Genomic DNA, 18,166 nt, shown 5'->3' with positions numbered 1-18,166 from the left:
GCATGGTCGTCGCCCCTCAGGCTTCACCCGTCAGGCGGCCACGGTCGACGACCCTGTCCGTTCCCCGATGCTCGGGCGTCGTGGGAGCGGACGAGGCCGGACTCGTAGGCGAGGACGACGGCCTGGGCACGGTCGCGCAGCCTGAGCTTGGAGAACACCCGGTTCACGTGCGTCTTCACGGTGGCCATGCTGAGGGACAGGAGTGCGGCGATCTCCTGGTTCGCCAGCCCCCTTCCGATCAGCGTGAGGACCTCGCGCTCGCGCTCCGTGAGCGACGACAGCTCGGCCCGGGGCGCCGACGGCTGCGAGGGTGTCCGCACGAACTCCTCGATCAGGCGCCGGGTGACCGAGGGAGACAGCAGCGACTCGCCCTCCGCCACGATGTGGATCGCCTTGACGAGCTCCTCGGGCGCCACGTCCTTGAGCAGGAAACCGCTCGCCCCCGCGCGGAGGCCGCGGAAGACGTACTCGTCCAGGTCGTACGTCGTGAGCAGCACCACCTTGCACCCGGCGGACGCCCCCGCCCGGGTGATGAGCCAGGTCGCCTCGATCCCGTCCATGCGTGGCATCCGGATGTCCATCAGCACGACGTCCGGCCGGGTACGGCGCGCCTCGGCGACGGCCTCGTCACCGTTCGCCGCCTCGCCGACGACCTCCATGCCCGGCTGCGCCTCGATCAGCATCCGGAAGCCCGAGCGGACGAGCGCCTGGTCGTCGACGAGGAGGATCCGCAGGCTCAACGGTCCTCCCTCGCGCAGGTCAGGGGGAAGCGGGCGTGGACGGAGAAGCCGGTCTCCGTCGCGCCCGCCTCGAACTCGCCTCCCAGCATCGTGACGCGCTCACGCATGCCGATCAACCCGTGACCGCCGTCCCGCGAGGCCGGACCGGTGTCGCCGGACACCCGCGCCGGAGACGTGCCTCCCTCGTCGATCACCTGGACCTCCAGCGAGGACAGGCCGTAGCTGATCGTCACATGGGCGGTCGGCGAGCCCGAATGCTTGACGGTGTTCGTCAGCGCCTCCTGCACGATCCTGTACGCGGACAGGTCGACGCCGGGCGGCACGTCACGTCGTTGCCCCCGCTCCCTCACGGAGACGCGCACCCCCGCGCCCCCGACCTTCTCGACGAGCTCGCCGAGCGCGGCAAGTCCCGGCGCCGGCCGCAGGTCCGTCTCCTGGCCGGCCGCCCGCAACGCCCCGAGGGCCCTGCGGAGCTCGACGAGGGTGTCCTTGCTGACCTGCTCGATGGTGGCGAGGGTCTCGCGGGCCAGGTCGGGCCGCTGCTCGGCCACGGCCCGCGCCGCGCCCGCCTGGACGGCGATGACGCCGACGCTGTGGGCGATGACGTCGTGGATCTCCCGCGCCAGCCGTCCGCGCTCCTCCAGGACGGCGACGCGCCCGCGCTCCTGCTGCTCCCGCTCGGCCCGCTCGGCGCGTTCCCGCAACAGCTCGGCCTCGCGCCGCCGGTAGCGGCTGTTCTGTCCCGCGACCCAGCCGCCGCCGAGCAGGAGGAACTGGTTCACGACGTCGGCGAAGCCGGACTCGTCCGGCATCACGGGAAGGTTGATCAGGACGAGGGCGACCGCGGCGATGACGGCTGCGGTCACGGCGAGGCGCCGCCGGCCGTACGCGGACACGGAGTAGACGGCCACGAGGATGGAGAACGTCAACGTGTACGGGTCAGGGGGGATGTCGACCACGTTGTAGACGGTGGCGGGGACGCCCACGGCGGCCACGACGGCGAACGGGTAGCGCCGCCGCAGGACCAGCGGGAGCGTCATGGCCACCGTGAAGGCCGCGCTCCACCACGCGTCCGAGGCCGTCACGTCCGGGCGGTCGGCGTTGACGGCGATCTCGGCCAGCGTGATCGCCGCGAGCACCGCGGCCAGGCCGGCGTCCACGGCCCACGGGTTCAGCCGTTCCGGCCGGCGGGCCGTGGTGCGGAAGTCCATGGACCTCAATCTAGGCGGGACAGCGGCGGCGGACGTCAACCCTGGGGTTGAGGCGGACTCCAAACCCTCGGCTGACGACGGGGCCACCCGCCCGTCGCGACCATGGGCCGCACACGAGACGAAGGTGGCGATGACATGCGGGAGACGATCGAGCCTGCGGCGCGAGGGCACGAGAGGAGAACGAGGCCACGACGCCGCCGGCTGGTCAAGGCCGTCGCCGTGGTGCTCGTCGCCGCGCTCGCGCTCTACGGGTGGGCGTGGGCCTCACTCGACCGGTCGACGATCGCGCGGGCGCTGGTGTGGTACGACTCGGACGTGGGAGACCAGTACAGGTTCCCATCCCGGCTGATCCCCGCGGGCAAGGACGCCGGCCCCCTTCCCTCGGGCACCGAGATCGCGGCTGCCGGCGGCGCGGCGTTCGACGACTTCCTCCGCGAGAGCGACACCAGCGCGTTCCTGGTCGTCCACGGGGACCGGCTGGTGTACGAGCGCTACTTCGGCGGCGCCGACCGGCGGACCCGCCAGACCTCGTTCTCGGTCGCGAAGTCGTTCGTGTCGACGCTCGTCGGGATCGCGATCGCCGAGGGGCGGATCAAGAGCGTCGAGGACCCGGTGACCGACTACCTGCCGGAGCTGGCCCGACGGGATCCGCGCTTCGCCCGGATCAGGCTGCGCGACCTGCTCACGATGTCGTCGGGCCTCCGGTTCTGGAAGACGGACCTTCCGTGGCCATGGGACGACGACACGTTCACCTACTACGGAGTCGACCTGCGGGACGTCGCCCTCAACGGGACCCGGGTGGAGCGCCCGCCCGGGCAGGAGTGGCACTACACCAACTACAACCCGCTGCTCCTCGGCATGGTGCTCGAGCGGGCCACCGGGATGACGGTCTCGGCGTACATGTCCTCGAGGCTGTGGCAGCCGCTGGGAGCCGAACGGGACGCCACCTGGAGCCTCGACTCGCGACGTTCGGGGTTCGAGAAGATGGAGAGCGGCCTCAATGCGACCCCCGTGGATTTCGCCCGCTTCGGGCTGCTGTTCCTGCACGACGGCGAATGGAACGGCAGGCGCGTGGTCCCGAAGGCCTGGGTGGAGGCCGCCACGGCCGCCGACACCACCACCGACCCGGCCGATTTCTACCAGTACTTCTGGTGGGTCGACGTCGAGCGGCCCGGCCGCTTCTACGCCTTGGGCAACCACGGGCAGTACATCTACGTGGCACCCGACGCCGACACCGTCGTCGTTCGCACCGGTGGCGACTGGGGAGTCGACAACCGGGAGTGGCAGGCCACCTTCCGCGGCGTCGCCGACCGGCTGGCCCGGCGATCCTCGTAGGCCGCCCGCACGGACGGCCTCGATGCCCCCCGTGCGGGCATCGAGGTCCGATCCCCGGTCGGGGGTGGCCGCGTCGTCCGCGCTGCCGGGGCGGCCGAGGTGCCCGACGGCAGGGGCTTCATCGACTGACGTCGTGACGTGGTGCCGATCCATCCGGGCCCTGCTGCCGCGCGTCGGAGCTCCGGTAGGGCCCGCCGCGCCAGGAGGGCAGGGGCCGTGCGCCGGTGGCCACCTCATACGCGGCGCCGGCCAGGAGGCGGGTGGAGTCGAGCGTCGGGAGCGGCGATACATCGGGGGTCACCAGGAGCGGAATCTCCGTGCACACCAGCGCGACGGCATCGCATCCTCGATCGGCCAGGTCGGAGATGACGCGCACGTACTCCTGGCGCGACGCGTCGGTGAACACGCCGTTGACCAACTCGTCGAAAATGATCCTGTTGATCAACTCTTGGTCATCCAGGTCCGGCAGTTCGGTCGCGATCCCGCGGGCCGCGAGCGCGCGAGGGTAGATGGGGCCGCTCATCGTGTACTTGGTGCCGAGCACGGCGACACGGGTGCGGCCGTCACGGGCAGCCTGGTCGGCGACCACCTCGGCGATGTGCAGGCCCGGCAGGGGGAGATCGGGGCCGGGGCGTTCAAGGGCCATGTGGGCGGTGTTGTCCGGGCAGGCGAAGAAGGTGGCGCCGGCGCGGGCCAGTCGGTCGACGCTCACGGCCAGCGTCCGTCTGACAGCGTCATGGTCGCCTGCGTCCCACGCGGCCATGCTGTAGCCGAAGGCGATGTAGTCGAGCGTCACGTCTGGGTGCTCGTGACGTCCGGTACGGCGGAATGCTTCCTGGCAGTACGCCAGGAAGCTGAGCGCCGCACCTTCGGTGCTGTGGGCCAGAATGCCGAAGTGGTTCATTGCTTCCTCCTCGAAGGGTCCACCTGCGACGGCGAGCGATGCGACGTCCAGGGGCAGATGCGTGGGAGCGGGTGGAGCCGGTCAGCCAAGTACGGCTGTCACGCTGCCCATCCCGGCGATCGTCGCCGTCACCCTGTCTCCACGCGCGATCGGCACGGCTCTGGTCATCGAGCCGGACATGACGACGTGTCCAGGCTCGAGTGCGACACCCAGCAAGCCGATCGTATTCGCCAGCCATACCAAGGCGTTGAGCGGCGACCCGAGAACGGCGGCACCCGTGCCGCGTTCGACCGTCGTGCCGTTCAGACGCAGTGAGCAGTCAGCCGTTCGCAGGTCGGATTCGGCGAGCGCGGTGGCGTCGCCACCGAGGATCACCGCGCCCGTGGAGGCGTTGTCGGCGATCGTGTCGACGATGGTGACCTGCCAGTCCTGGATACGCGAGTCGACGATCTCCAGCGCGGGCAGGACGTACGCCACCGCCCGCCGCGCGTCGGCGATCGTCACCCCCGGCCCGCGCAACGGGGCCTTGAGCACGAAGGCGATCTCCGGTTCGATCCTCGGCTGCAGGAATCTCGACGCGGGGATAGGTTGGTCCTCCCGGTAGAACATGCTCATGGTGAGGTGGCCGTAGTCCGGCTGCGCGACGCCCATCTGCTGTTGCATGGCCGCCGAGGCCAAGCCGATCTTGTGGCCGCGCACCGCGTCACCGGCGGCGGTCCAGACGCGGACCTGTTCCTGCTGGATGCGGTAGGCGTCGACCACCGTCGCACGGGGATAGGTCGTGCTCAGAGCTACGAGAGGCCTGCCGTTCTCGTAGGCGGTCAGCAGCGCCGACGCCGCCGCTCGGATCGTTCCGACGGTCAGATTGCCGCCGCTCATGACGCCGCTCATGATGTCTCGACGGCACTGAGGCGGCCTGACAGCTCCGCCGCCACATCAATGATCATGTCTTCCTGCCCGCCGATGACGTTACGCCGCCCCAGTTCGATCAGGATGTCGCGGACGGGCACGCCGTACTTCTCCGCCGCCCGTTTCGTCGGGTGGAAGAACGTCGAGTAGAGACCGGCGTAGCCGAGCAGCAGCGCGGTCTCGTCGATGATCTGTGGCTGTGCCATCAAGGGCGTCATGATGCGCTCGGCGACGTCGATCAGCGTGAAGACGTCGACCCCCGGATCGTGGCCCGCGCGATCGAGGGCCACCGCGAGGACTTCCGTCTGCGCGTTACCGGCGCTGGCGCCCAGGCCGCACAGGGACCCGTCGACAAAGGTGGCGCCGTTCTCGACGGCGGCGAGGGCGTTTCCGATGCCCACACCCAGGTTGTTGTGCGCGTGGAAGCCGAGGTCGCAGCTCACCGTCTCGCGCAGCGCGGCGACGCGCCGACCCGCCGCGCTGGGGACCAACGCGCCGGCGGAGTCGACCACGTAGATCACCTGGGCGCCGTAGGATTCCAGCTTCGCCGCCTGCGCGGCGAGCGCGGCCGGCTCCAGCTTGTGACTCATCATCAGGAAACTCATCACGCGCATGCCCTGAGCGCGGGCATGACGGATGGGCTGCTCGGCGCAGTCCGCCTCGGTGCAGTGCGTGGCCACCCGTACCGTACCGGCCCCCGCCTCGCGGCAGGCATCGAGGTCCTTGAGCGTCGAGATCCCCGGCACGTACAGCACCGCGATGTCCGAAACCCGTACCGCCGCGACCGCCGCACGCACGTACTGCTCGTCAGTGGCGGCGGCGACGCCGTACTGGATGGACGAGGCGCCGATGCCGATGCCGTGCGCGACCTCGATCACGGGGATGCCCGCGGCGTCGAGCCCTCGAGCCACGGTCGCGACCTGGTCGGCGGTGAACCGGTGCGAGACGCTGCTCATGCCGTCGCGCAGGCTGGTGTCGACGAGAGTGATGGGTGTGTTCACGCGGTCGTTCCCTCTCTGGTTCTGGTCACCGCGATCTGCTCGGCGACCATCACGGCCGCCGCGGTGATGATGTCGAGGTTGCCCGCGTACTTCGGCAAGAAGTCTCCGGCTCCCTCCACTTCCAGCATCACGGTGACCAGATCCGCATCGATATCGATGAAACGCAGCCGGTAGCCCGGCACGTACTGCTGGACGCGCGCCACCGCATCCAGGACGGCCGCCTCGATCGCCGCGGCGTTCCTGTGGCGCACACGGGCGTACACGGTGTCGCGCATGAGCATCGGCGGCTCGGCCGGATTGATCACCGAGATGGCCTTGGCCTCGTCGGCTCCTGCGACGGTCATCAGCGCGCGACCCGTCTTCTCGCTGAACTCGCTCAGGTTCCGCCGGGTGCCCGGGCCCGCGCCGGCGCTCGCGATCGCGGCGACGATCTCGCCGTACGACACGTCGGCGACCTCATTGATGGCGTGCAGGATCGGGATGGTGGCCTGACCCGCGCAGCTCACCATGTTCAGGTTCGGCGCGTCGAGGTGGCGGTCCAGATTCACCGTGGGAACGACGTACGGGCCTACCGCCGCCGGCGTGAGGTCGATCGCGGTGATGCCCGCTTCGGCGTATCGGGGCGCCGCTTCGGCGTGTACGTACGCCGATGTGGCCTCGAACAGCACCGCGGGAGGCTCAGCTTGGGCGAGCAGCCAATCGACGCCGTCCGCCGATACCTCCAACCCCATGTCCGCCGCCCGCCGCAGGCCTTCGCTCTCGGGATCGATGCCGATCATGTACCGGGGTTCGATGAACTCGGATCGGCGCAGTTTGTACAGCAGGTCGGTGCCGATGTTCCCGGAACCGACGATGGCGGCCACCATCTTCGCGGCCATCTCGAACTCCTTTGTGACTCTGGTCGCCGCTCAGGCGACCTTGAAGATGACTTCCACCTCGACGGGCGCGTCGAGGGGCAACGCCGCCACGCCGATGGCGGAGCGAGCATGCGAGCCGGCGTGTCCGAAGACGCCGCGAAGCAGATCCGAGGCGCCGTCAGCAACCTGTGGCTGCTCGATGAAGGTCGGCGACGACGCGACGAACACCACGACTTTGACGATCCGCCGCACAGCCGAGAGATCGCCGATCTCATCCCTCAACGCGGCCAAGGCGTTCAAGGCGCATTGGCGTGCGCACTCGTAGCCCCGCGCCGTGGTCACCGATTCGCCGAGCTTGCCTTGGGCGAGCAGCGTGTCCTCGCGCAATGGCACCTGGCCGGAGGTGTGGACGAGGTCTCCGCTGCGTACGGCGGGAACGTATGCGCCGGCCGGTGTCACGGTCGGGGGCAATCGCAGCCCGAGTTCCACCAGACGTCGTTCTGGACTTGGCATGGCTTCATGCTGCGGCACGAACGGTCCGCCTGGTAACTGCAAGGCATCGATTAGCATGGCCTCCATGCCTTGGAGGTATGACCTTCGCCTGCTCAGCTACCTGGTCGCGATCGCGGAGGAGGGCTCGGTCAGCGGCGCCGCCCGGCGGTTGAACCTCAGCCAGCCGACCGTGAGCCGGCAGTTGCGTGAGCTGGAGCAACGCCTCGGCGTCGACCTGTTCGTCCGCTCGGGCCGTGGGCTGACGCCGACGACAGCCGGCGCCGCCCTTCTGCAACGGGCCACGCGCGTGCTGGCCGAGGCCGATGCGTTGCTCAACGACGTACGACTGGCCGCCCAGGGCCTGACCGGCCGGCTGACGATCGGGTTCACCGCCTCGGCCATCCACGGTGCACTGGGCAGGGTCCTGGGCCGATTCCGCACCGAACTGCCCGACGTCGACCTCCGGCTGGTGGAGGTGTTCGACGACGTCGAGCTCACGGCAGGGGTTGTGGACGGCACCTTCGACGTTTCGGTGCAGCGGCTGCCGATCCACGACACCCGCCTGGCCGGCAGGGCCTGGATTCGAGAACCGCTCTCCCTCTTCCTGCCGGCCGCGCACCCGCTCGCCAAGCGCCGCGACCCCGCCCCGGTGACCGTGCTCGGCGACCTCCCCCTGATCCTCTGGCCGCGGGAAGCGTCACCTCGTGCCTACGATGAGGTCCTGGCGCTGTGCACCCGAGCGGGAGTCGTGCCGCGAATCGGCGCGGAGGCGCGAACAGTGCAGACGATCCTCGCCCTCGCCGCCGCAGGATTCGGTGGTGCGGTCATGGCCGACTCCTACCGGGTACTCCACCGCGAAGGCGTCGTCGCTCGTCGTCTCGCCGGCACAACCACGGTGGTGTACCTGGTCTGGCGGAAGGACGATGCCAATCCGCTACTGGCCCGATTCTGGGCGATCGTCAACGCCACCGCGCTCCCCGGAGACCCGGAGGATGTCGAGGCACCCGCGCGTCTTTGAGATGCGGGCGACAATGACCGCGCGGGCGGCCTCGGCGGCTCTGTGCGGGTCGCGGCCGTCTCCTCCGTTGACGTGGGCACGTCAGGAAGGCGTGAACGTCTCTCATCAGACCACCTCGAAGGTGCTCATCATGGCCATGTCCTCGTGCTCGAGGTTGTGGCAGTGCATGACGTGGCGGCCCCGGTAGCCGGTGAAGCGGGTGATGATCTCCATGGTCTGCGCCTCTCGCAGCTCGACGGTGTCCTTCCACTCCGGCGGCCCACTCGGGCGCTCGCCGCCGGCCGACAACACCTGGAAGCCCGCCAGGTGCAGATGCACCGGATGTGCGACGTCGCTGGTCAGCCGCCAGATCTCGACCTGGCCGAGCTTCGGCCGGGCATCGACGCGCCGGGCGTCGAAGGGCTTGCCGTTGATCAGCCAGCCGGTGTGACCGTGCATGTCGCCACTGGTGAACTCGAAGTCGCGGGTCACCGCCGCCTTGGCAGGGTCGAGGTGCTCGACGCGTGACAACGTCTTCGGGATCGCCGAGTCGTCGCGAGCGTCGCGTTCGACGGTGAAGCGCATCACTCGTGCTTGAGCTCCTTCGCCCAGGAGGTTGTGCAGCTCGATGTGATCGCCCACTCGATACGCGGCGAAGTCGACGACCACATCGGTGCGCTCGCCCGGCGCCAGCCGTACCCGATCGACGGTCCGGGGGGCCGCCAGCAGCCCGCCGTCGCTGCCGATCCGCACCAGCGTGCCTCCGGGCGACAGGGCCAGCTCGTAGGTGCGCGCGTTGGAGCCGTTGAGCAGCCGCAGCCGGTACCGGGCACGGTCGACACCGAGGCGCGGCCAGGGTGCGCCGTTGACCAGGATGACATCACCCAGCACGCCGCCCATGAACGCCTCCTGGGCGCCGGGCCCGTCGGGACGCGCCGGGTAGGGCATGGTGCCGTCGGCATGGAAGGAGCGGTCGCAGATCATGAGCGGCACGTCCCGTTCGCCCGACGGCAGCGGCAGCGCCGCCTCTTCCTCGTCCGCGACGAGGAAGAACCCGGCCAGGCCGCGCCATACCTGCGGTCCGGTGTAGTCCATGCGGTGGTCGTGGTACCACAGCGTGGCCGCCCGCTGCTCCAGGGGGAAGGCGTAGTCGCGGTGAGCACCCGGCTGAACCAGATCGGTGGGGTACCCGTCGGACTCCGGTGGTGTGTGCCCGCCATGCAGGTGCGTGACCGTGGGCGCGCCGAGACCGTTGGTGACGCGCACGACCGTCCGGCGGCCGCTGTTCGCCCGGATGGTCGGTCCGGGGAACTGCCCGCCGTACCCCCAGATCGGGGTGCGCAGCCCGGGCAGGATCTCCACGTCGACCGCGCGCTGGACCAGATCGTAGTAGTCGGTCGTGGCATCGGTCCTGGACGGTTCCGCTGACGCGGGCAGCGGCAGGGGCACTGTGTACGGCGCAGGCAGCGGGGCTGTGCTCGCCAGAAGTCTGGGCAGCGGGGTACGGCCCGGCAGCGAGCAGCCCGACACGCTCAGCACCGCGCCCAAGCCCAGCAGCCGCAGCGCCTGCCGCCGGTTCATCGTCATGCCGCGACCGCAGTGGAGCGGCGGACGGACCAGGCACGGCCGAGTTGCAGCAGGCTCACCCCGAACATCAGAACGCCGAGCGGGACGTGCAGCGTCTTGACGTGCGCGAGGCCCAGCGCCATCTGCGCCAGCGTCATCACCAGCATGCCGGCCGCGGGCGGGATGGCGCTCAACCGTCGTGTCACCAGCGCGGCGACCAGGTGCAACAGCACGGCGGCCGCCACGGCGATCGCCGAGGCGCTGTGCATCGTCCGCCCGTCGGGCGAGGACAGCAGCAGACCAGCGGTGACCGCCTGGACCAGCAGGGCGACCGTCTGCGTGGTGATCGCGATACGCATGAACATGGGCGTCTTCCTTTATCGGAGGGAACGGATGGTGGGCTGGACGAAGACGGCGACGCTGACTATCAGCACGAAAGCGGCCACTGCCGTCAGGGTGCGCAGGGTGTGGAACAGCTCCCACCTCTGCAGGATCTCGACGTAGCCAGGCGTGACCGACGTGGCGGCCCACTGCCGGATGTGCGCATGCAGGGGAACGTTGCCGAACACCGTCACCAGCAGTGAGGTGAGCGCCAGCGCGCCCGCGCCGATCGCGAGCCGGCGTGACAGGCCGCGGGTGACGACCGCCAGGCCGAACGAGGTGAGGATCGCCAGCGCCATCGCGCTCCGCATGACCGGCTCGTTGACCTTCATCATCGTGGTGTGGAAGGTCAGGCGCACATCCAGCGGGACGGCCGCGAACGTGGGGACCACGTTGGCGGCCCCGTACCCGAACGCGCCCGCGAGCAGGCCGGTGGTCAGCAACGCGGCCCCTTGGACAGATCTGACTGGCGTTCTCATGACCCGCAATCGTCGTCCGGTCGCCGAGCACGGTCGTCCCACCAGGGGAGATTCCCGCCGTACGACGGCGGGATGAAGAATGCGCCGATCTACGACACCGGGAGTAGTCCCGCCCGCTGTGAGGGACGGTCATCGACCGCTCCCTCGGATGCCGCGATCGCCATCCGCTTCACGACCCGGTGTTTCGCCTGCGACCTTCACGAAGGACTCACGCACGCGGGCGCGTGCCGGAGACCGGCCGTTGTGCGAGGCCTTCCTTCGCCCGTACACGAGCAAAAACAACTTTAAGCAACAAGTCCCTTGACACATCCACGCAGACGGACTTCCACTTGAAGGAAGACGTTTGATTGCGTTGAATACGGCCCTTAGTGATCAGCGTACTCACCAGAATCAAACGCATTCCAAAGCATGGAACGGGGGAGTCATGTGTCAGCACCAGCCGCATTGCCCGCCCGCCGACGCACCCGATCGCGAGGCGGCTCTGCTCATCGCCTTCCACCCGGAGCAGGGATGGTGGCTGCTCTGCAACGGAGTGGTCGTCTTCGACGACACCGGCGAGTTGCTGCCTGACGGGCGCAGCATCCCCGCCCGCCGCAGCCCGTGCGAGCGTGCGGCATGAACTCGCGCTCCGGCTCCGCCACCGAGTGGATGAGCACGTTCCGCCTCTAGGCCGCCCTGCCGTCGTTCCTGACGCCGGCGATCGGCGCGGGCGGGTACGCGTGCCGTTGGCGCAGGCTCGCCTGCGCCCTCAACCGCCTGCGGAAGCCGGCCTCCGGGCACATCGCCTCATGGTGGTTGACCCGCAAGCCGGCCTCCGTGCGCAGAGCATGCGACCTGGCGCGAGGCTTCCTGGCCTGCCGGCCGGCGGCTCGGCTCCCATGGCGCCGTCATGGAGTTGCTCGTCGGCGAGTTGGTCGCCAACTCGCTGCAACACACTCAGGAAATGATCCGGCTCACGCTGTTCTTCGAGGATGGGCTGCTCCGCTGCGAGGTCGAAGATCCCAGCGCCGTCTGGTGCCGGCCGGGCCACGCCACCGCAAACGACGCTCGCCCTTGACCTGCCCGCTGTCGATGAATCGGGCCTCGCGGCGCATGCCGAGCTTCTCCAGAACGCGGCCGGAAGACGACGAAGAGTCGGCCCAGGGAGGCTTGCCGTTCAAGCTGCGTGCCGGGGTTGTGGGGATGACCAGGCGGCATTCCGGTTTCGAGGCGGCCATGGAAGATGCGCTTCGGCGCCTGAAGATCGTCGCATGACCGGGTCATGATAATCGTAGTCAAGCTTCAGTGAACGCCGCTACCACCCTGTGAAGACGCCGTCATTTGACTAGAGTTTCTCTCTAGTGGTTTCATTGGAGCGTGCCTCCAGCGAAACCGCGGCGCCGAGGCATCCTCGCGAACGGCGGATTCGCTGCTGGCGCGAGGCCGTCACCCGAACCGCTCTCCGACCCCTTCCGCCTCGCCGGGCATTCGCGCTTCCAGCGGTTCCTGGCAAGCGGCGTTCGCACGAGCGCGCGTCGGCGGTGATGCACGCGCCCACGAGGGGGACGGCCATCCCGCCTATCCCTGGGGACCTGTTCCACCACGGCATCAACCTTTTCGACTTGAGGAGCACCTGATGGCCCATCCGGCACAGTCGACTGTCGACCCCGCAAGGGGCCGGCGGTTGTCCGGCACGATCGGTAGGACGACGGCGCTCATCGGCGGGCCGGTGTTCCTGCTCGGGACGGCATTGCATCCAGCACGTGATGGGCAGAGCGTCGCGGCGGTCGGTCAGCTCTACGGATTGACGCACGATCTGCAGGCCCTCGGCCTGGTGCTACAGGCGGTCAGCCTGGTCGGCATCCTCGCGTCCGGGGTCGTCACGCTGGGGCGGCGCGGGCCGCTGGGATGGTACGCGGCCATACTCGGGACCTTGACGTGGTTCGGGGTCATCGTCTTCGACGGCTCCCACAATCCGGCGGTGGCCCGTTACGCCCCCGAGATCGTCCACACTCCCGCCGATCTCGACGCAGGCGGGGCGCTCCTCGTACTGCCGGCGCTGCTGCTGTTCCCGCTCGGGTACGCGGTGCTGGGTGTGCTGCTCGGACGGCATGGAAGGGGGTGGCCGGGCCTGCTGCTCGGTCTCGGCGCGATCGTGTACACCGTAGGCGGACTGGTCGTCTTCGTCGCCGGTCCTCACTCGCCGCTCATCCAGAGCCTCGAGGTCGTCGGCGCCGCTCTGTACGCGGCCGGATACATCGCGCTCGCCTGGACCGTCCGGGGCATGATGTGATGCCGCCGCCCGTCGTGATCGTGGGTGCCGGATCCGCCGGTCTGGCCACCGCCGCCATGCTTCGGCGGAATGACGTCGACGCCGTGATCCTGGAGCGGGGGGACAGCGTGGCGAGTTCCTGGAGGTCACGCCACGAGGAGCTCCGCCTGAACACCGTCCGCTGCATGTCGGACCTACCCGGCCTGCGCATACCGCGCTCCGCGGGACGTTGGGTGGCCCGCGGCGACTACGTCGCCTACCTCCACGAGTTCGCCCGGCGTCAGCGGCTCGACGTCCGGACTGGAGTGGCGGTGCAGCGCGTCGACCGCTTCCCCGCCGGCTGGCGAGTGGCGACCTCCGCGGGCGACTACGAGACCGATCATGTCATCATCGCGAGCGGGCACGACCGGGTACCCCGGCTGCCTGGCTTGCCCGGCCAGGAGCAGTACGCCGGGCCTGTGGTCCACGTCGCCGAGCTCCGGCGGGCCGCAGACCTCGAAGGTCTGCGGGTCCTGCTGATCGGTGCCGGAAACTCCGGCGTGGAGATCGCCGGCCACCTGGTCGACGCCGGTGTGGACTGCTTGTGGGTATCGGTCCGCACCCCACCGAACATCCTCCCCCGCGAAATCGCCGGCCTGCCACTTCATCCTGTGACCCCCTGGCTGCGGATACTTCCCGAGCGTCTGCGTGACGCGGCGGCCCGATCGGTGGCCAGGCTGGCCTTCGGCGACCTTTCCCGCTACGGGCTCCCCGCACCGGCGCTGGGCCCCTACGCGCGAATGCGGACCACCGGCGTCACCGTCGCGGTCGACCAGGGCTTCGTCGGGCATCTCAAGGCGGGGCGACTGGAGATCGTGCCGGAGATCAGCCGGTTCGAAGGCCAGGACGTCGTCCTGCGGGACGATCGCCGCGTCCGCCCCGACCTCGTCCTGGCTGCGACCGGATATCGCCCAGGCCTGGAACCGCTGGTGGGCCACCTGCGTGTGCTGAACGCCGAGGGGCTGCCGGCCGCGGGGTCACCGCCGGGGCTGTGGTTCATCGGTTACCGCACCGCGATCGAGGGCAACCTCCGACAGCATCCCATCGAGGCGCGGCGTATCGCCCGCGCGATCGTACGGGCACGATCGCGAACCCGCGAACGACATCTGGCCGGTGTGGAGCAGGGAAGGTGAGGCCTTGCGGGATCCGCTCGTCATCGCCGTCGCCGGGGCGTTGATCGTTTCGCGATCCCGCGCGGTGGACCTCCGCGCCGCCCCGTCAATCCGAACGACCGTCGCGAGCTGATGGCGCGGATCTGACGCTCCTGATCCGGCCCAGCCCCACCCCGACCCCAAGAGCGCCGACGTTGAGCGGCCAGACGTCAGAAGGCGGCATCGTGCCCTGTCTCGCGAAGGACGCCGGCTTCACATCGGATCACCTCGCCGTCCTGAACCAGGCAGACCCCGAGCGGCATCCTGACCGGGCGGCTGGACCTGCAGCCTGCCGGCATCCTCGGCCCGTCGCTGGGCGGCATCGCGGGCGCAGAAGCCTCCCGGCGGGAGCCACGCATACAGGCCTGTCCTGTGATGGACGCTCCCATGCCTCCACGCCGACCTACGGCAGCCGACGGGCGCGGCTCGAAGGTTGGTCTCAGGCGGAGAGCAAACCCCATCACTAAATCTCAACTCTAGTGAATCGATCACCTATCACGAAGGAGTCACCATGACCCGTGTCCACCTCATCGACCCAGCCGCCGCCGACGGCTCCGCAGGTGAGCAGCTCGCCGCCACCAAGCAGGTCATGGGAGCCATCCCGAACACCGCCAAAGCGCCGGCCAACAGTCCCGCCGTGCTCAAGGGCTTCCTCGGAATGCACGGCGCGCTGAAGGGCGGCGTACTGCCGGCCGCACTCCGAGAGCGCATCGCGCTGGCGGTCTCCGAGATCAACCGGTGCACCTACTGTCTGTCGGCACACACCTACGTCTCCCGCATCATGAAGCTTTCCTAGGAGGAGATTCACGCCGCCCGCCTCGGCCACAGCGCCGACCCCAAGGCGGCCGCCGTGCTACGGCTGGCCGTCGCCATCACCCTCAACCGTGGTCGGGTCGACGACGATCGCTTCGCCGCGGCTCGCGACGCCGGCCTGACCGACGAGGAAATCGTGGAAACCATCGCCAACGTCGCCCACAACATCTTCGCCAACTACGCCAACGAGGCCCTGGGCGTCGAGCTGGAACTGCCGGTCGTGCCGTCTTTCGACCACGCCAGTGCCTGATCCACACCTCTGGCCGGGCAGCGTGATGGAGGATTCCGCCCGGCCAGGCCGACCCCTGGGCTAGAGTGACACTACAGTTCGTCAAATGAGGGGTTGGGGATGGCGACGTCGAGGCCGCAGCAGCCCGCGCCCGGAATCCGAGCGGCCAAAGCCGCCGCGACGCGGGCACGCATGCTGGCCGCCGCCCGTGTGCTGTTCGTGAGGCAGGGCTACGTGGCGACGACCATGCAGGCCATCGCGAAGGAGGCGGGCGTTGCCGTCCAGACGCTCTACTTCACCTTCGCCACCAAACGGGCCATTCTCAAAGAGCTCCTCGACGTGGAGGTCGCCGGCGACAACGCACCCGTGGCCACCCTCGACCGGCCCTGGGTCGCCCAGGCCATGGCCGCGCCGCCGGTCGAACAGATCCGCCTCCTGGTGACGGAGACCGCGGAGATCCTTGCCCGCGTCGGCCCGATCCTCGAGGTGGTTCGCTCGGCCGCCACGGTCGATCCTGAGATCGCCGAACTCTGGCGGATCAACATCGAGCAGCGGCACACCGTCATGGCGACCTTCGCCGGCGCCTTGTCGGCCAAGACGACATTGCGCAACGGGATCAACGCGCTGCGGGCAGCCGACATCATGCTTGCGGTACTCGCGCCTGAGGTCTACCACCTGCTCGTCCATGAGCGCGGCTGGAGCGCCGAGGAGTGGCTGAGCTGGGCCACCGATGCCCTGACCGGTCAGGTTCTACCCGCCACGGACCCATCGACATAGAGCAGCCGCTCGGCCCGCTCACGCCACGCCCTGTCAACGGCCCGGACACACTCCACGGACCCGGTGTTCACCAGCGCCAGGTGATCATCGCGTCGGCTCGTTGCCGGACCAGCCACTCCTGAAACGCCAGCCGTCCCGCGGCGGCGATCACCTCCGGGTCGGCGGGGTCCGCGCTTTCGCGGTGTCGCAGCCCGCCCACGAGCAGGCCGTCGCCGTGCAGTACCGGGCCGACGATCGGCCCGGCGGCGAGCTCCCTGAGCGGCTCGGGCAGCGAACAGCAACGCGTCGGCCGACTCGAGGTCGAGCCCGTGTGCGTCGTCGACCAGCACCACCACCGGCCCGTCCTCGGCCAGTTCGCCGAGCAGGGTGAGCGTGGCCGACGCGCCGCCGTACCGCGAGCCCGAAAACACCGGGCCCCTCGCCTGCGGATGACGGAAGTCACGTGCCCGCGACGGCGTGGTACAGCAGCTCGGTCAGCTCGTCGGCGTATGCGGGCTCGCTCACGTCCCGCCCGGTGGCCACGCGAAGGAAGACCGCGCCCACCAGCATCTCGAGGAAGACCTGCTGCTCCACTCCCTGCCGCACGCCGGGCTGTGCCAGCGTCCCTGCCAGGTGCGCACGGCGGGGCCGCACCAGCTCGAGGCCGAAGCGCCGCTTGTCCGGAAGGTCGGCCATGAGCCCCAGGAACGCCTGGACCACCTCGGGCCGGCCGAAGCGGGCTACCACGGCGTCCACCCACGCCCGCAGGTCACGTCGCAGATCCCCCGACACCCGCGGTGCCGCGCGCTCCGACTGGCCGAACAGCGCCTGCGCGACGATATCCGCTTTGGATCGCCACCGCCGGTACACCGCGGGCCGGCTCACGCCCGCCCGCCGCGCGATGGCGTCGATCGAGGCCTGCTGGTAGCCCACCTCGGCCAGCAGCTCCAGCGTCGCCTCCAGCACCCGCGCCTCCACGGCGGGATCCCTCGGCCGCCCCTTGACAGGAGCACTGTCCGATCTCACCATTACGTTCCAAACTGTAACGTAAACCACACCTCAGGCGCGAAGGTGGGACGGGAGCACCCCATGGTCCAACGCGCCCTCATCGCCCTGCTGTTACTCCTGACAGCCTTCCTCACCGGATCATCCCCCGCGCAGGCCCACACGCGGCAAGCGCTCAGGATCCTCCTCACCAACGACGACGGCTACGGCTTCCCGTTCATCCAGGGCCTGCGGCGGGCCCTCACCGCGGCCGGGCACGAGGTGACCATCGTCGCCCCGGCAGGCGATTCCAGCGGGAGCGGCACCGCGTTCAACGCCAGGTTCGGCACCACCATCGAGGCGGCGGAGAAGTCGCCGGGCGTCTGGTCGGTCAACGGCAGTCCCGGCGACGCGGTGGCGTTCGGCCTGCGGGTCGTCTTCGCCGAGAACCCGCCGGACCTCGTGGTCTCCGGGCCCAACGCGGGGCAGAACGTCGCGGCCGTCGTCAACCACTCCGGCACCGTCGGCGCCACCGTCGCCGCGCTGGACAACGGCGTGCCCGCGGTCGCCTTCAGCACAGCCCTTGACCTCACCACGAACCCGCCGTCCTTCCCCAGCGCCCAGCAGTCCATCGCCTTCGCCGTCAAGGTCGTCGACCGGCTGGCGAGCTCGCGTCACGTCCTGCCCCCACGGACGGCACTCAACGTCAACTACCCCGTCAAGCCCAACGGCACGGTGAGCTTCGCCCGGCTGGGCACCTCGTCGTTCGTCTCCACCGGGTACGCTCCCGCGCCTGAGGTCTGCGCCGCCTGCTATCGCATCCTGCCGGTGGTGGCCACCGAGCCGGACCCGGTCCGCGACGCCGACCGCACGCTGCTCGACGCCGGGCACGTCACCATCACGCCCCTCGACGGCAGTTGGGAGGCCTCACCGGCCGTCACGGCGCTCCTGCGCATGCGGCTGGCGGGCCTGACTCCCTGAGCCCACACCAGCATGGGGCACGCCCGCGCAGGTCGTGAGCGAGCACAGCGGGGCACACGTGTGCCCCGCTGTGCTCTTGATGACCACCCG

24 protein-coding genes are annotated in these 18,166 nt (G+C 69.7%); 11 read left to right on the top strand and 13 right to left on the bottom strand.

Annotated features, from left to right (window positions below):
• Positions 1 to 23 precede the first annotated feature (23 nt).
• Together AC3EO4_RS35840 and AC3EO4_RS35835 are read right to left on the bottom strand one after the other, a co-directional pair.
• On the bottom strand, positions 24 to 740 hold the full coding sequence (locus AC3EO4_RS35840) for a response regulator (RefSeq protein WP_379573312.1): 717 nt from the start codon (positions 738 to 740) through the stop codon (positions 24 to 26).
• Positions 737 to 1,951 carry a sensor histidine kinase gene (locus tag AC3EO4_RS35835; protein WP_431899852.1) on the bottom strand — a complete coding sequence of 405 codons (1,215 nt, stop codon included), beginning with the start codon at positions 1,949 to 1,951 and terminating at the stop codon, positions 737 to 739. The genes AC3EO4_RS35840 and AC3EO4_RS35835 overlap by 4 nt, the downstream gene beginning before the upstream one ends.
• A 135-nt stretch (positions 1,952 to 2,086) precedes the next feature.
• Here AC3EO4_RS35835 and AC3EO4_RS35830 point away from each other — a divergent pair, with 135 nt between their 5' ends.
• Complete coding sequence (locus tag AC3EO4_RS35830; protein ID WP_431899850.1) at positions 2,087 to 3,286, top strand: serine hydrolase domain-containing protein; 1,200 nt, start codon at positions 2,087 to 2,089, stop codon at positions 3,284 to 3,286.
• A 118-nt stretch (positions 3,287 to 3,404) separates the two neighbouring features.
• Here AC3EO4_RS35830 and AC3EO4_RS35825 read toward each other — a convergent pair whose 3' ends face one another.
• The 5 genes from AC3EO4_RS35825 to AC3EO4_RS35805 form a co-directional block, all read right to left on the bottom strand.
• Positions 3,405 to 4,190: an aspartate/glutamate racemase family protein gene (locus tag AC3EO4_RS35825; protein WP_431899848.1), complete on the bottom strand. Its 786-nt coding sequence runs from the start codon at positions 4,188 to 4,190 to the stop codon at positions 3,405 to 3,407.
• A gap of 81 nt (positions 4,191 to 4,271) precedes the next feature.
• Positions 4,272 to 5,081, bottom strand: a complete 810-nt coding sequence (locus AC3EO4_RS35820; protein WP_431899846.1) for a 2-keto-4-pentenoate hydratase — start codon at positions 5,079 to 5,081, stop codon at positions 4,272 to 4,274.
• Complete coding sequence (gene dmpG / locus AC3EO4_RS35815; RefSeq protein ID WP_379573317.1) at positions 5,078 to 6,100, bottom strand: 4-hydroxy-2-oxovalerate aldolase; 1,023 nt, start codon at positions 6,098 to 6,100, stop codon at positions 5,078 to 5,080. Before dmpG ends, AC3EO4_RS35820 begins: the two co-directional genes overlap by 4 nt.
• On the bottom strand, positions 6,097 to 6,978 hold the full coding sequence (locus tag AC3EO4_RS35810; protein ID WP_379573318.1) for an acetaldehyde dehydrogenase (acetylating): 882 nt from the start codon (positions 6,976 to 6,978) through the stop codon (positions 6,097 to 6,099). The genes dmpG and AC3EO4_RS35810 overlap by 4 nt, the downstream gene beginning before the upstream one ends.
• 30 nt (positions 6,979 to 7,008) lie before the next feature.
• Positions 7,009 to 7,470 carry a RidA family protein gene (locus tag AC3EO4_RS35805; protein ID WP_379573359.1) on the bottom strand — a complete coding sequence of 154 codons (462 nt, stop codon included), beginning with the start codon at positions 7,468 to 7,470 and terminating at the stop codon, positions 7,009 to 7,011.
• Positions 7,471 to 7,534: 64 nt separating this feature from the next.
• Between AC3EO4_RS35805 and AC3EO4_RS35800 the strand changes: the two genes are divergently transcribed.
• A complete protein-coding gene (locus tag AC3EO4_RS35800; protein WP_431899845.1) occupies positions 7,535 to 8,467 on the top strand; it encodes a LysR family transcriptional regulator in 933 nt (310 codons plus the stop codon).
• A gap of 105 nt (positions 8,468 to 8,572) precedes the next feature.
• Here the strand turns inward: AC3EO4_RS35800 and AC3EO4_RS35795 are convergent, their stop codons facing one another.
• From AC3EO4_RS35795 to AC3EO4_RS35785, 3 genes are read right to left on the bottom strand one after another with little or no spacing between them, the layout of a single operon-like run.
• Positions 8,573 to 10,033: a multicopper oxidase family protein gene (locus AC3EO4_RS35795; RefSeq protein ID WP_431899844.1), complete on the bottom strand. Its 1,461-nt coding sequence runs from the start codon at positions 10,031 to 10,033 to the stop codon at positions 8,573 to 8,575.
• A complete protein-coding gene (locus tag AC3EO4_RS35790; RefSeq protein WP_379573321.1) occupies positions 10,030 to 10,377 on the bottom strand; it encodes a hypothetical protein in 348 nt (115 codons plus the stop codon). Before AC3EO4_RS35790 ends, AC3EO4_RS35795 begins: the two co-directional genes overlap by 4 nt.
• Positions 10,378 to 10,389: 12 nt before the next feature.
• Positions 10,390 to 10,872, bottom strand: coding sequence for an anthrone oxygenase family protein (locus tag AC3EO4_RS35785; RefSeq protein WP_431899842.1), 483 nt, complete (start codon positions 10,870 to 10,872; stop codon positions 10,390 to 10,392).
• A gap of 424 nt (positions 10,873 to 11,296) precedes the next feature.
• Here AC3EO4_RS35785 and AC3EO4_RS35780 point away from each other — a divergent pair, with 424 nt between their 5' ends.
• Positions 11,297 to 11,491, top strand: a complete 195-nt coding sequence (locus AC3EO4_RS35780) for a DUF5999 family protein (protein WP_431899841.1) — start codon at positions 11,297 to 11,299, stop codon at positions 11,489 to 11,491.
• Between the two features lie 46 nt (positions 11,492 to 11,537).
• On the opposite strand, the gene AC3EO4_RS35775 is transcribed toward AC3EO4_RS35780, so the two are convergent.
• Positions 11,538 to 11,678 (bottom strand): hypothetical protein, encoded by a 141-nt coding sequence (locus tag AC3EO4_RS35775; RefSeq protein WP_431899840.1) that lies wholly within the window; start codon positions 11,676 to 11,678, stop codon positions 11,538 to 11,540.
• 83 nt (positions 11,679 to 11,761) lie between these two features.
• On the opposite strand from AC3EO4_RS35775, the gene AC3EO4_RS35770 reads away from it, so the two are divergent.
• The 7 genes from AC3EO4_RS35770 (at position 11,762) to AC3EO4_RS35740 (ending at position 16,132) form a co-directional block, all read left to right on the top strand.
• Entirely contained in the window at positions 11,762 to 11,929 is a 168-nt protein-coding gene (locus tag AC3EO4_RS35770) for an ATP-binding protein (protein ID WP_379573324.1), read from the top strand.
• Positions 11,926 to 12,126: a hypothetical protein gene (locus tag AC3EO4_RS35765; RefSeq protein ID WP_379573325.1), complete on the top strand. Its 201-nt coding sequence runs from the start codon at positions 11,926 to 11,928 to the stop codon at positions 12,124 to 12,126. Before AC3EO4_RS35770 ends, AC3EO4_RS35765 begins: the two co-directional genes overlap by 4 nt.
• 361 nt (positions 12,127 to 12,487) lie before the next feature.
• Positions 12,488 to 13,144 carry a hypothetical protein gene (locus AC3EO4_RS35760; RefSeq protein WP_431899838.1) on the top strand — a complete coding sequence of 219 codons (657 nt, stop codon included), beginning with the start codon at positions 12,488 to 12,490 and terminating at the stop codon, positions 13,142 to 13,144.
• A complete protein-coding gene (locus tag AC3EO4_RS35755) occupies positions 13,144 to 14,295 on the top strand; it encodes a flavin-containing monooxygenase (protein ID WP_431899836.1) in 1,152 nt (383 codons plus the stop codon). The genes AC3EO4_RS35760 and AC3EO4_RS35755 overlap by 1 nt, the downstream gene beginning before the upstream one ends.
• Positions 14,296 to 14,824: 529 nt before the next feature.
• Positions 14,825 to 15,109, top strand: a complete 285-nt coding sequence (locus tag AC3EO4_RS35750; RefSeq protein WP_431899835.1) for a carboxymuconolactone decarboxylase family protein — start codon at positions 14,825 to 14,827, stop codon at positions 15,107 to 15,109.
• A gap of 54 nt (positions 15,110 to 15,163) precedes the next feature.
• A complete protein-coding gene (locus AC3EO4_RS35745; RefSeq protein ID WP_431899833.1) occupies positions 15,164 to 15,376 on the top strand; it encodes a carboxymuconolactone decarboxylase family protein in 213 nt (70 codons plus the stop codon).
• A gap of 171 nt (positions 15,377 to 15,547) precedes the next feature.
• Positions 15,548 to 16,132 (top strand): TetR/AcrR family transcriptional regulator, encoded by a 585-nt coding sequence (locus tag AC3EO4_RS35740; protein ID WP_431899831.1) that lies wholly within the window; start codon positions 15,548 to 15,550, stop codon positions 16,130 to 16,132.
• A gap of 67 nt (positions 16,133 to 16,199) precedes the next feature.
• Here the strand turns inward: AC3EO4_RS35740 and AC3EO4_RS35735 are convergent, their stop codons facing one another.
• Both AC3EO4_RS35735 and AC3EO4_RS35730 read right to left on the bottom strand, forming a co-directional pair.
• Positions 16,200 to 16,331: a hypothetical protein gene (locus AC3EO4_RS35735; RefSeq protein WP_431899830.1), complete on the bottom strand. Its 132-nt coding sequence runs from the start codon at positions 16,329 to 16,331 to the stop codon at positions 16,200 to 16,202.
• Positions 16,332 to 16,570: 239 nt separating this feature from the next.
• Complete coding sequence (locus AC3EO4_RS35730; RefSeq protein ID WP_379573331.1) at positions 16,571 to 17,089, bottom strand: TetR/AcrR family transcriptional regulator; 519 nt, start codon at positions 17,087 to 17,089, stop codon at positions 16,571 to 16,573.
• Between the two features lie 111 nt (positions 17,090 to 17,200).
• On the opposite strand from AC3EO4_RS35730, the gene surE reads away from it, so the two are divergent.
• The gene (gene surE, locus AC3EO4_RS35725) at positions 17,201 to 18,076 is read left to right on the top strand and encodes a 5'/3'-nucleotidase SurE (protein ID WP_379573332.1); all 876 of its coding nucleotides are present in this window, start codon (positions 17,201 to 17,203) and stop codon (positions 18,074 to 18,076) included.
• Positions 18,077 to 18,166: the final 90 nt, after the last annotated feature.

Source organism: Nonomuraea sp. bgisy101, assembly GCF_057708945.1.
This window is presented reverse-complemented; position numbering and strand designations above follow the sequence as displayed.

Bases quoted from the DNA above. Each gene is read 5' to 3' on its own strand.
- AC3EO4_RS35770 (WP_379573324.1), top strand. From the start codon at position 11,762: ATGGAGTTGCTCGTCGGCGAGTTGGTCGCCAACTCGCTGCAACACACT.
- surE (WP_379573332.1), top strand. From the start codon at position 17,201: ATGGTCCAACGCGCCCTCATCGCCCTGCTGTTACTCCTGACAGCCTTC.
- AC3EO4_RS35805 (WP_379573359.1), bottom strand. From the start codon at position 7,470: ATGCCAAGTCCAGAACGACGTCTGGTGGAACTCGGGCTGCGATTGCCC.
- AC3EO4_RS35820 (WP_431899846.1), bottom strand. From the start codon at position 5,081: ATGAGCGGCGTCATGAGCGGCGGCAATCTGACCGTCGGAACGATCCGA.
- AC3EO4_RS35760 (WP_431899838.1), top strand. From the start codon at position 12,488: ATGGCCCATCCGGCACAGTCGACTGTCGACCCCGCAAGGGGCCGGCGG.
- AC3EO4_RS35750 (WP_431899835.1), top strand. From the start codon at position 14,825: ATGACCCGTGTCCACCTCATCGACCCAGCCGCCGCCGACGGCTCCGCA.
- AC3EO4_RS35755 (WP_431899836.1), top strand. From the start codon at position 13,144: ATGCCGCCGCCCGTCGTGATCGTGGGTGCCGGATCCGCCGGTCTGGCC.
- AC3EO4_RS35785 (WP_431899842.1), bottom strand. From the start codon at position 10,872: ATGAGAACGCCAGTCAGATCTGTCCAAGGGGCCGCGTTGCTGACCACC.
- AC3EO4_RS35780 (WP_431899841.1), top strand. From the start codon at position 11,297: ATGTGTCAGCACCAGCCGCATTGCCCGCCCGCCGACGCACCCGATCGC.
- AC3EO4_RS35800 (WP_431899845.1), top strand. From the start codon at position 7,535: ATGCCTTGGAGGTATGACCTTCGCCTGCTCAGCTACCTGGTCGCGATC.
- AC3EO4_RS35740 (WP_431899831.1), top strand. From the start codon at position 15,548: ATGCTGGCCGCCGCCCGTGTGCTGTTCGTGAGGCAGGGCTACGTGGCG.
- AC3EO4_RS35795 (WP_431899844.1), bottom strand. From the start codon at position 10,033: ATGACGATGAACCGGCGGCAGGCGCTGCGGCTGCTGGGCTTGGGCGCG.
- AC3EO4_RS35810 (WP_379573318.1), bottom strand. From the start codon at position 6,978: ATGGCCGCGAAGATGGTGGCCGCCATCGTCGGTTCCGGGAACATCGGC.
- AC3EO4_RS35790 (WP_379573321.1), bottom strand. From the start codon at position 10,377: ATGTTCATGCGTATCGCGATCACCACGCAGACGGTCGCCCTGCTGGTC.
- AC3EO4_RS35835 (WP_431899852.1), bottom strand. From the start codon at position 1,951: ATGGACTTCCGCACCACGGCCCGCCGGCCGGAACGGCTGAACCCGTGG.
- AC3EO4_RS35830 (WP_431899850.1), top strand. From the start codon at position 2,087: ATGCGGGAGACGATCGAGCCTGCGGCGCGAGGGCACGAGAGGAGAACG.
- AC3EO4_RS35825 (WP_431899848.1), bottom strand. From the start codon at position 4,190: ATGAACCACTTCGGCATTCTGGCCCACAGCACCGAAGGTGCGGCGCTC.